Source organism: Oleiphilus sp. HI0123, from assembly GCF_001635315.1.
The window spans coordinates 1-11,476 of sequence record NZ_LWGE01001071.1 but is presented as its reverse complement, the minus strand read 5'-3'; the positions used below and the strand labels follow the sequence as shown (position 1 = coordinate 11,476).

At 45.0% G+C, this 11,476-nt stretch carries 11 protein-coding genes; all 11 read left to right on the top strand.

All coding sequences use genetic code 11. From position 1 onward, the window contains the following. Nucleotides 1-648: flagellar type III secretion system pore protein FliP (gene fliP / locus A3761_RS10230; RefSeq protein WP_068750177.1), on the top strand; the 648-nt coding region annotated here is incomplete at its 5' end. Nucleotides 649-662: 14 nt separating this feature from the next. Next, nucleotides 663-932, top strand: coding sequence for a flagellar biosynthesis protein FliQ (fliQ, locus tag A3761_RS10225; protein ID WP_068511910.1), 270 nt, complete (start codon nucleotides 663-665; stop codon nucleotides 930-932). Nucleotides 933-935: 3 nt separating this feature from the next. After that, on the top strand, nucleotides 936-1,724 hold the full coding sequence (gene fliR, locus A3761_RS10220) for a flagellar biosynthetic protein FliR (protein WP_068511913.1): 789 nt from the start codon (nucleotides 936-938) through the stop codon (nucleotides 1,722-1,724). A 7-nt stretch (nucleotides 1,725-1,731) separates the two neighbouring features. Further along, nucleotides 1,732-2,868: a flagellar biosynthesis protein FlhB gene (gene flhB, locus A3761_RS10215; protein WP_068511915.1), complete on the top strand. Its 1,137-nt coding sequence runs from the start codon at nucleotides 1,732-1,734 to the stop codon at nucleotides 2,866-2,868. A 122-nt stretch (nucleotides 2,869-2,990) separates the two neighbouring features. Continuing rightward, nucleotides 2,991-5,168 carry a flagellar biosynthesis protein FlhA gene (gene flhA, locus A3761_RS10210; RefSeq protein ID WP_068511918.1) on the top strand — a complete coding sequence of 726 codons (2,178 nt, stop codon included), beginning with the start codon at nucleotides 2,991-2,993 and terminating at the stop codon, nucleotides 5,166-5,168. 77 nt (nucleotides 5,169-5,245) lie between these two features. Further along, nucleotides 5,246-6,610: a flagellar biosynthesis protein FlhF gene (gene flhF / locus A3761_RS10205; protein ID WP_068554876.1), complete on the top strand. Its 1,365-nt coding sequence runs from the start codon at nucleotides 5,246-5,248 to the stop codon at nucleotides 6,608-6,610. A 181-nt stretch (nucleotides 6,611-6,791) separates the two neighbouring features. Continuing rightward, entirely contained in the window at nucleotides 6,792-7,613 is an 822-nt protein-coding gene (locus A3761_RS10200) for a MinD/ParA family protein (protein ID WP_068511924.1), read from the top strand. 29 nt (nucleotides 7,614-7,642) lie between these two features. Beyond that, complete coding sequence (locus A3761_RS10195) at nucleotides 7,643-8,353, top strand: RNA polymerase sigma factor FliA (protein WP_068554878.1); 711 nt, start codon at nucleotides 7,643-7,645, stop codon at nucleotides 8,351-8,353. 245 nt (nucleotides 8,354-8,598) lie between these two features. Further along, a complete protein-coding gene (gene cheY, locus A3761_RS10190; protein WP_068511934.1) occupies nucleotides 8,599-8,985 on the top strand; it encodes a chemotaxis response regulator CheY in 387 nt (128 codons plus the stop codon). 13 nt (nucleotides 8,986-8,998) lie between these two features. Beyond that, nucleotides 8,999-9,781 (top strand): protein phosphatase CheZ, encoded by a 783-nt coding sequence (locus tag A3761_RS10185; RefSeq protein WP_068511930.1) that lies wholly within the window; start codon nucleotides 8,999-9,001, stop codon nucleotides 9,779-9,781. A gap of 13 nt (nucleotides 9,782-9,794) precedes the next feature. Then, nucleotides 9,795-11,476: chemotaxis protein CheA (locus A3761_RS10180; protein ID WP_068750175.1), on the top strand; the 1,682-nt coding region annotated here is incomplete at its 3' end.

Here is an 11,476-nt window from a genome sequence, read left to right as displayed (position 1 = left end):
AATAATTCTGATGGTTCGCAGACCTATACGGTGACGATCCAGGTTCTTGCGCTAATGACTGCGCTAACCTTCTTGCCTGCGATGCTGATGATGATGACTTCATTCACCCGAATAATCATCGTTTTCTCAATACTTCGCCAGGCCTTGGGGCTACAACAAACCCCTTCAAACCAGATAGTTTTGGGTTTATCGCTGTTTTTAACGATCTTTATTATGACGCCTGTTTTTGAAAAGGTTAATGAAACGGCTATCCAACCTTATATGAACGAGCAGCTAGCACCTGTTGATGCCGTTAAAGCCGCAAGCTTACCATTTCGAGAGTTTATGCTGACGCAGACAAGAGAAGATGATATTGCGCTGTTTGTGCGTATATCGGGTGCTGAATACAATACGCTTGATGACTTGCCGTTTTGGGTGTTGATGCCTGCCTTCGTAACAAGTGAACTGAAAACCGCCTTTCAAATTGGCTTTCTGCTGTTCCTGCCTTTTCTAATTCTCGATATGGTCGTGGCGAGCGTACTGATGGCAATGGGTATGATGATGTTATCACCTATGATTATCTCCTTACCTTTCAAGATAATGTTTTTTGTCTTGATTGACGGTTGGGCTCTGATAATGGGTAGTTTAGCCGCCAGCTTTGGAATATAACGAGGTAGATTAAGATGACGCCAGAGTTAGCAATTGACCTTGTAAGGGATGCCGTATTTGTAATTTTGATTTTGGTCACTTTAATACTCGTACCCGGCCTAATCGTTGGCTTGATGGTGAGTGTTTTTCAGGCTGCAACACAGATCAACGAGCAAACGCTAAGCTTCTTACCAAGGCTTCTGGTGACCTTGTTTGTGCTTATTGTCGCGGGTCCGTATATGATGACAAAAATTCTCGACTATTCAGAACGCTTATGGACTAGCATTCCATTACTGATCGGGTAAAAGATGGAATTTACCGACGCACAAATTGGCGCTTGGGTTGGGTCCTTCTTGTGGCCCTTATTCCGTATTGCCAGTTTCTTGATGGTGGTTCCGGTAATCGGAACACGGTTGGTGCCAATGCGTGTCCGAATTGGCTTATCCTTTGCCTTAACGCTAATCGTTGCTCCATTGATTGACCCTGTCCCTGTGATTGACGCTCTGTCAATCGGTTCTTTTTTGATTGTGCTTCAGCAAGTTGTTATCGGTACCTTAATGGGCTTCATGTTTGTGCTACTGATGCAGTTGTTTGTGGTGGCGGGGCAAATGATTTCGATGCAAATGGGTTTGGGTTTTGCTTCGATGGTTGACCCAACGAACGGTGTTAATACACCAATCCTGTCTCAGATATTCCTGATAGGCGTAACCTTAACGTTTCTTGCAATGAATGGTCATTTAGTGATGATTGAAGTGATTGTTGAAAGCTTTAGGGCGTGGCCGATTTCAGCAAGTATTATAGGTGAAAACTCGATAGAGCCTTACTTATTGTGGGATATGTTGATGAGGATTAACTGGCTCTTTGCTTCGGCTCTGCTGGTTGCGCTGCCAGTAGTAACTTCGGTATTGATTGTTAATATCTCCTTTGGAGTTATGACAAGGGCGGCACCGCAGATGAATGTATTCTCGCTCGGTTTTCCAATCGGTATGATTTTCGGTTTTTTCATTCTTTGGGTGGGTGTCGGAAATGTTGATACGCTTTTTATTCGTTTTAGCGAGCATACATATATTTATCTGCGCGATGTGATGGGGGCTTAGAGCGCTTATGGCAGAGAACGATAGTAGTCAGGATAAAACCGAAGAACCCACCGGCCGGAAACTCGAAAAAGCGCGAGAAGAAGGTCAGGTTCCCCGATCAAAAGAGTTAAATACAACTTTTTTACTGATTGTCGGGGCGGGGGGCTTGTTAATTTTTGGTAGCGGTATCGCAGCATCTTTAACAAAGATCATGACTGCTAGTTTTTCGTTTTCTAGAGAGGCGACACAAGATACAAGCCAGATGGGAATGTATCTCGCAAGAGCCGCGGTTGAAGTTGCAGAAGGTATTTTGCCGTTTCTAATTTTGTTGTTTGTATCGGCTATTGCAGGGTCCGTTGCTTTGGGTGGTTGGCTTTTCTCAACTAAAGCTCTGGCGCCTAAGTTTAGCCGAATGGACCCAATTAAAGGCTTGGCGAAGATGTTTTCCCTCAAGTCCTTAGTGGAGCTCATAAAGGCGATTGCAAAGGTGTCATTGGTTGTCGCAGTTGCAGTTTTGATTATTCACTCGCAATTGCCAACGCTTATCGGGCTTGCCGATCAAAATGTAATTTCAGCAATGGAAACAGCTTCCAAAATACTGGGGTGGGGTTTTTTCTATTTAGCATGTACGATGATCGTGATCGCTATGATTGATGTACCTTTTCAGATATTTGATCATACAAAAAATCTGAAGATGACGAAGCAGGAAGTGAAAGACGAATTCAAGGACACGGAAGGTAAGCCAGAGGTTAAACGGAAGATTCGCCAATTGCAGATGGAAATGGCGCAGCGTCGAATGATGCAAGATGTTCCTCAGGCTGACGTGGTGATTACCAACCCAACTCACTTTTCAGTCGCGCTACGATATAAACCTGAAGAAGATGCCGCGCCAATTTTGCTTGCGAAAGGGCATGATCAAGTCGCCTTGAAGATTAGAGAAATTGCCAACGAACATGATGTCGAAATTGTTGAGGCTCCACCGCTTGCGCGTTCGGTCTACCATCATGCCGAGATTGGTCAGGAAATTCCGAGTGGTTTGTATATGGCGGTTGCACAAGTGCTGGCATACGTATTTCAGCTTAAGCAGTTTAGGCGTCGCGTTATTACAAAACCTCCGAAACCGGACTTCCCCATACCGGATGATCTTAAATATGATGGCTCTTGATTAAGGGGCTGGCATTGCCTAATTACCGTAAACTGTAGAAGTCGGCGTGAATCTTGCTGATACCTTACTGATATTTGTTTTTCGTCAAATTAGTGACGATATCAGTCTTGGTAGTGATATTTATGCAGCAAGCCGCAATGCTTCAACAATTCAAGGTTCTTACTCAGGGTAATCTCGCCATCCCGGTGCTATTGATTGCAATCCTGGGGATGATGACCCTTCCTGTTCCTCCTTTCCTGCTTGATTTGTTGTTTACCTTCAATATTGCTTTGGCGCTTGTTGTCTTGCTTGTTTGTGTCTACTCCCTGCGGCCCGTTGAGTTCGCGATATTCCCAACCGTTTTGTTAGTTGCCACGCTTTTACGTTTGGCGCTAAATGTCGCTTCAACTCGTGTTGTTCTCTTGGAGGGGCACGAAGGTGGCGATGCTGCAGGTAAGGTGATTGAGGCCTTCGGTGAGGTTGTCATTGGAGGCAATTACGCTGTCGGTTTGGTTGTCTTTGCTATTTTGATGATTATTAACTTTGTTGTTGTAACAAAGGGTGCTGGCAGGGTCTCGGAGGTTAGTGCGCGCTTTACGCTCGATGCGATGCCGGGTAAACAGATGGCGATTGATGCTGATCTTAATGCTGGCATTATCGAACAGGAAGAAGCCAAGTCACGTCGTGAAGAAATTGCAACGGAGGCTGACTTTTATGGTTCTATGGATGGTGCCAGTAAGTTTGTTCGTGGTGATGCCATTGCGGGTTTGTTGATTTTAGCGATCAATATCATAGGCGGTCTCTCTATTGGCATGGTGCAGCATGATCTAGAATTCTCTGATGCAATGGAAAAGTATTCGCTACTGACTATTGGTGATGGCTTGGTTGCACAGATTCCTTCGCTACTACTTTCTACCGCCGCAGCAATTATGGTGACACGTGTTAGTAGTATGCAGGACATGTCGTCACAAGTTCTTGATCAGATGTTTCTATCCCCAAAGGCTTTATATGTGGCCTCAGGCATTCTTATCGCAATGGGTCTGGTACCGGGCATGCCTCATTTGGCATTCTTGGGTTTGGGTGGCGGTTTAGCATTTTTTGCTTGGTATGGTCAAAACAAGAGATCGAAAGGTGAAGAGGTTGAAGCAAGCGCTCCGGGTGCTCGCAGGTCAGGTGCTCAGCCTAATATGTCTGGCGGTGCTAATGTAACGCCTGATAATCAAGGTCAAATATCGGCTGATGGACAGCCTAAAGAAGAGTACAAAGAGCTTGGCTGGGATGATGTTTTGTCGGTCGATATTATAGGCCTGGAAGTTGGTTATCGCATAATTCCTCTTGTTGATAAAAATCAGGGGGGGGCATTGCTTGGTAGGATAAAAGGGGTGCGTAAAAAGCTGTCGCAAGAGTTAGGTTTCTTAATGCCTTCAGTTCATATTCGCGACAATCTTGACCTTATGCCAAATGTTTACCGAATCACCTTGATGGGCGTAACGATTGCTGAAGCAGAAATTCACCCAGAGAGAGAGCTAGCTATTAACCCGGGTCAGGTCTTTGGGAAAATTGACGGGGTTGAGGGTAGAGACCCTGCTTTTGGGCTTGATGCAATCTGGGTTGAGAGTTCTCAAAAGGATCATGCGCAAACGCTAGGTTATACCGTTGTCGATGCGAGTACTGTGGTGGCGACACACTTGAATCAAGTGCTTCAGAAGCATGCTAGTGAGTTATTGGGGCATGAGGAGGTACAGCAATGGTTGGATCAGTTGGCGAAGGTGTCACCTAAGCTATCAGAAGAGCTGGTTCCAAATACATTAACAGTCAGTCTGTTATTAAAAGTTCTTCAGAGTCTATTGATCGAGGACGTACCTATTAGAGATATGCGTTCGATCGCTGAAGCGCTGGTTAATGTAACTCCAAAGTCAGCTGATTCCACCCTGCTAACAGAAGCATGTCGACAGGGTATGAAAAGATTGATTGTCCAAAATATTTGTGGAAATGATGATGAAATCCCCGTTATTACCTTAGAGCCCGACTTGGAACAGTTATTGCTAAAGTCTGTGCAGCAGTCACAAAAAACTGGCGCGGGTGATGATATGGGAATGATACTTGAGCCCCGAATAGTTGAAACACTTCAGCGATCGCTCGGTGAAGCAGCTCAACGCCAGGAAATGCTCGGAAAGCCTGCAATCCTTTTGGTATCAGGGCCTTTGAGACCAGTGCTTGCTAAGTTTGTAAGGTTTGGGAGTGACCCGATTAATGTCCTTTCTTACCAGGAAGTGCCAAACAATAAACAAATAACAATCGTCGCGAACGTAGGTCAATAAATTGACGTCGTGTCGGTAGAACTCGCTCCAAGGTTCAATTGAAGTGATGAGTAGTAAACATAATCAGGTGATTCCTTATGGAAGTTAGACGCTTTTTTTCAGCGACCATGCAAGAAGTTTTAAAAATGGTTCGAGAAGAACTTGGCCCCGATGCGGTTATCTTATCCAACTCAAAAGTTGACGGTGGTGTCGAAATTGTTGCTGCGCTCGACTATGAGGAAGATGTCTCACCTGAAACCATCGAAAGTCAATTGATAGAGCGTGGCGAGCCTAGCCCTTCCCAACTTGCTCGTATGCATGCAGAAAAACACCTGAAACTGCAAAAAGAGCTAGATAGTGCGCGTAGAAAGATAGAAGAGGTTAAGGCTAAGCGTAAAGAGCGGCCTGATGCTCTTGCGCAAGAGAACGATTCAGAGGCAGTGTCTGAACCAGAGGCAAGCTCTTCGGCAATGGAGCGCAAGGCTGCGTCACATGATGCTAAACAAAATGGTACTCCGTGGGGCGAATTATCGGATATGCGTGCAGAGATATTAGAGATTAAAAAACTAATGTCCGGGCAGGCTTACAAGCAAGTGCAGAATGAAAAAGAACGTGAGCAATCGGCTACGCTCAGCAAAATCGAACGTAAACTCGAATCCCTTTGTATTGCCGGGGATCTTAAAAAACGGCTAATGGCAATGGTTGATTTAGGTATGGACTACAGTCAGGCATGGTCTCGTGTTTCACAGGGTGTTTCAGCTTTAATATCGGCTCCTGAAGATGACCTGATCGAGCAGGGTGGCGTCATTGCATTGGTTGGGCCTACAGGTAGTGGTAAGACCATGACAATAGGTAAAATGGCTGCTCAGTTTGTTATTCGACATGGTGCTGATGATATAGCCTTGGTGACAACTGACAGATACCGCATAGCTGCGCACGAGCAACTAAAGGTGTTTGGCAGAATACTCAATGTGCCTGTCCATGTTGTTGATGAGCGTCATAGTCTGGATACCATACTTGATGGCTTGCGTCACAAAAAACTTGTCTTGGTTGATACTGCTGGCCTAATGCATACCGACGCGTGCTGGTCTGAGCAGCTGCAGGAATTAAAGCTGTCGGGTCATGATATTCAGTCACACCTTGTTGTATCGTCTGTAGGGCAGTATCAGGTGATGTGTTCAAATTACCATCACTACAAAATGGTAGGCTTGTCAGGCGCCATTATTACTAAGGTTGATGAAGCTGTTAGCCTGGGTGAGGTGATGAGCTTTCTTATCGATACGCGTCTCAAAGCCAGTTATTTTACTGACGGTCAGCGAGTTCCTGAGGATATTCATGTGTTTAGGCAAAAAGAAATCCTCTCGAGAGCTGAATCTTTATTGAATAGTTCGGAGCGATGGGTAACAATCAGCGCCCAAGAGCATGAAGGTGTTTTAGATCAAATATTCTCTCATTCTGCGTAAACTTAATCATATCTGCTAAACTCTTATTAGCGTTGATTAAAATATAGAGCTGAATGTAGCAAGATTATGCAGTATACACTGAAAATACGGTCAATGTTTCAGTATCACGAAGATCTCAATATGGTTGAATAAACTGAAGTGCGAAAAATAATTAGATGTATAAAAGGGGATTTTCACCAGTATGGCGAATTCTAATCCGGTTCAGGTAATCGCGGTAACTGGCGGTAAAGGTGGTGTGGGCAAAAGTAATGTGTCTATTAACCTTTCGATTATGCTCGCTGAGATGGGGCGTCGTGTTGTACTTTTAGATGCCGATTTAGGTTTGGCTAATGTTGATGTTTTGTTAGGTATCACCTCTAAAAGCAATATAGCGGATGTGATAAGTGGCGAATGTTCTCTGCGTGACGTTTTGGTTGATGGGCCCAAAGGAATAAAAGTAGTACCAGCTTCATCTGGTACGCAAAAAATGGTTTCTTTGAATCCAATGGAACATGCCGGTTTAATTAATGCCTTTAGTGAAATTTCTGAAGATCTCGATGTCCTGATTATTGATACCGCAGCAGGTATATCCGATGGTGTTGTTTCGTTTCTTAGGGCTGCGCAAGAAGTTATTGTTGTCGTATGTGATGAGCCTACATCGATTACCGATTCATATGCGCTAATTAAATTGTTAAATCGCGATTACGATATGTACCGTTTTCGTGTACTGGCGAATATGGTTAAAACGCAGGAAGAGGGGCGCCACCTCTATTCCAAGCTTGCTCACGTTACTGAGAGATTTCTCGATGTTGCTCTGCAGTATGTTGGGTCAATCCCTTTCGATGAGTCGGTGAAAAAAGCAGTGCAGCGTCAACGGGCTGTTTCTGATGTGTATCCTCGTGCAAAAGCATCGTTGGCATATAAGACGCTTGCCCAAAAAGCGGATAGCTGGCCACTGCCTTCTTCTCCAAAAGGTCATTTGGAGTTCTTTGTTGAGCGCCTGGTTCAGGCTACCTCAAACTAGAACGTGTTTAGTTCCGGTGTCATAGGCTGATGTATACAGACGCTCAAGTAAAACGTGCCGATGATTTGATTCGGTCTCATGCGCCTTTAGTCAAAAAAATTGCGCATCATTTGATATCTCGTCTACCGTCTAGCGTTCAGGTCGATGATTTAATTCAGGCTGGTATGATCGGGTTATTAGAGGCTTCCAGGAAGTATGAAGCTTCTAAAGGTGCGTCCTTTGAAACTTATGCGGGCATTAGAATTCGTGGTTCGATGATGGATGAGGTGCGCCGGGGAGACTGGGTGCCAAGGTCTGTTCATCGGAATGCAAGAAAGATAAGTGAAGCGATCAAGGCTATTGAAGATAGAGAGGGTCGTGATGCGCAGGATGGCGAGGTTGCCTCAGAGTTAGGTATGACGCTTGAGGAATACTTTGCTTGCTTGAAAGACAGCGCTAGTGGCAAGTTATTTAGCTTTGAAGAGCTAAGTGAGTCAGGTGACGTTTCTAGTGAAGAGTATTTGTCCGAGAATTACACGCCCGCGACGGATGTTCAGAATGATGCCTTTCGTCGAGCTTTGGCCAAAGAGATTGATGTTCTCCCTGAGCGTGAAAAAATGGTTTTGTCTTTATATTATGAAGAAGAGTTGAATCTTAAAGAAATTGGTTTGGTGCTCTCTGTTAGTGAGTCTCGAGTAAGTCAAATACATTCTCAAGCAGCGATGCGTTTGAAAGCTAGAATGAGTGATTGGCGTACCTGATTGCAGTTTGTCTTAGCCTGATCGAACTATTTGCTTAGACCTCTTTTCTCAAAGTTTGTCCCCCATGTAAGGGGAAAATAAAGCGAATAAAATTAATAAATTGGCTTGATTTTATATAGTTGTTAAGAAATGTGCCGATAAGTGAAACAAATATCAAAAAAAACTGGCTAGCCTAAGAACACCGACTAGACTTGTTTTTAGGTATTAAAATGTAATTTCGGGTATCGACATGAGTGGAGGTCGACTTGAATAAAGATATGAAAATTCTCGTAGTAGATGATTTTTCTACAATGAGACGAATTATTAAGAACCTATTGCGTGACCTAGGGTTTACTAATACTGATGAAGCTGACGATGGTAGTACTGCCTTACCAATGCTTCAAACAGGTAAGTATGACTTTCTGGTGACTGACTGGAATATGCCTGGGATGACTGGTATTGAGTTGCTTCAGCATGTTCGTTCTGACGATAACCTCAAAAGTCTTCCTGTGCTAATGGTAACGGCTGAGGCTAAACGAGATCAGATAGTTGCTGCCGCGCAAGCAGGTGTGAACGGTTATGTCGTTAAGCCATTTACCGCAGCTGTTTTAAAAGAGAAGATTGAGAAAATCTTCGAACGTATCGATTCCTAAGGCTGAGCGATTCATGACTGACGCAAAGCTAATAAATAGCGAACCTCTAAGCGGTTTTGAGCAGACTTTGAAGGCTCAGGCTAATGAGTTGAAGGAGCGAATTGACAAAGGAGACTTGTCGGGGGCGTTAGGTATTATTTCTGAGTTAAATGAGACTCGGGATAAAACTCTGTACCAAGAAGTCGGTCGCTTAACTCGGTCGCTACACGAGTCAATTCGGAACTTTCACATCGATGCTTCCAGTGAGACGGCTAAAGATGACCTGTCTACTATAGAGGATGCGTCCGACCGACTCGCGTATGTGGTTGATATGACCAATAAGGCTGCAAACAAGACCTTGGATCTTGTCGAAGAAACCATGCCTTATGCTTCAGGAATCAGCCAGGAAGCGAAAAAACTCAAGATGGATTGGTCTCGCTTACAGCGTAAGGAAATGAAACCTGATGAGTTTAGAACGCTGACAGCCACAATGGGAACTTTCCTTGGAAAGTTGTGTGAGGATTCAGATAAAGTAAATGATAATCTCACGCAAATACTGTTAGCGCAGTCTTTCCAAGACTTAACTGGTCAAGTGATTCAACGAGTCACCGGATTGGTTAAAGATGTTGAAGAGAATCTTGTTAATTTGGTCAGAATGGCCGGTAAGGTTGACCAGATTACAGGAACAGTCCACGAAGTAGAAAAACAAGAAACAGGCATTGAGGGTGAAGGTCCACAACTCCATGCAGAGCAACGCGAAGACGTTGTTTCTGGCCAGGATGATGTGGATGATTTGCTGTCCAGTCTAGGATTTTAAAGGGGCGTAGAAGATGGGGTTTGAAGCGGATGATGAGATACTTCAGGACTTTCTTGTAGAGTCTGGAGAGATACTCGAGCTTCTTTCAGAGCAACTGGTTGATCTAGAGCAAAATCCAGACGATAAAGATTTGCTAAACGCAATTTTTAGAGGGTTTCACACTGTAAAGGGTGGAGCAGGCTTTTTACAGTTGGATGCACTGGTCAAGTGTTGTCATATTGCAGAAAACGTGTTCGATATTCTGCGAAATGGTAAGCGAAGTCTTGATGCTGACTTAATGGATGTCGTTTTACGTGCGTTAGACTCTGTAAACGAAATGTTCAGTGAAGTCAGAGATGGCCAAGATCCAACCCCAGCTGACCCACAGCTTTTAAGTGACTTAGAACGTTTTGCGAAACCTGCTGACGCTGCGCCTGCTGCTGAACCTGCAGCTGTTGAACCAACACCGGAGCCGGTTGCTGCAGAAGCCTCTGCTGAAGAGGCTGATATTACTGATGATGAGTTTGAACAGCTCTTGGATGCATTAGATGATGATGCGGGTAAAGGGAGTGCACCAGCGGCATCCGAACAAGAATCTGACGAAATTACCGATGACGAATTCGAAAACTTGTTAGATGAGCTACACGGTTCCGGTGCTCCTGTTGGTGTCAGCGAAAGTGCTGGTGCCTCAGCTTCACCAGACAGCTCCTCGGCGGATTTATTTTTTGAAGAACCGGCTGCGGGTGGCGACACGAGCAGCTCGCCAGAGTCGGGTGATATAAGCGAAGAAGAATTTGAAAAACTATTGGATGACTTGCATGGTGAAGGTCAGTTCAATAGCGAAGGTATTGCTGCAGGTGATGCCACGTCTGAAGCGTCAGCTACTCCTGCTAGCGGTGATGGAGAGTTGATTACCGATAATGAGTTCGAAAAGCTACTGGATGAACTTCATGGAGCAGGCGGGTCGCCAACGACCAAGGCTGCTGCCAGTTCTGCGCCGGCTCCAGAGCCCACACCAAAGCCAGCGCCTGCACCGGCCCCAGCCTCAGCAGCTGCAGCTAAGCCAAAGCCGGCTGCAAAACCAGCTGCTAAAGCGGCATCGAAGAAGAATGAAACCATAGCGACAGAAACAACAGTTCGTGTTGATACAAAGCGCCTAGACGATATCATGAATATGGTGGGTGAATTGGTGCTTGTGCGTAACCGACTAAAACGTCTTGGCGATGCAAGCAGTGACGAGTCCATGCAGAAGGCTGTGTCCAACTTAGATGTCGTAACAGGTGATCTTCAGTCAGCGGTTATGCAAACTCGAATGCAGCCGATTAAGAAGGTCTTTGGACGTTTTCCCAGGGTTGTGCGAGATTTGGCTCGGAACCTTAAGAAAGAGGTTAACCTGGTTCTGGTTGGTGAAGATACTGACCTTGATAAGAACCTTGTTGAAGCGCTATCTGACCCCTTGGTTCACCTTGTACGAAACGCTGTAGACCACGGCATTGAAATGCCTGATGACCGTGTGACGAAAGGTAAGGAACGTATAGGGCAGGTGGTTCTGTCAGCACAGCAGGAAGGTGATCATATCATGCTAGCCATTGAAGATGATGGCGCAGGTATGGATGCTGAGGTTCTACGTCAAAAAGCTGTTGAAAAAGGCATTTACGACCAAGACGCTGCTGATCGCTTAAGCGATAGCGAATGTTATAACCTTATTTTTGCACC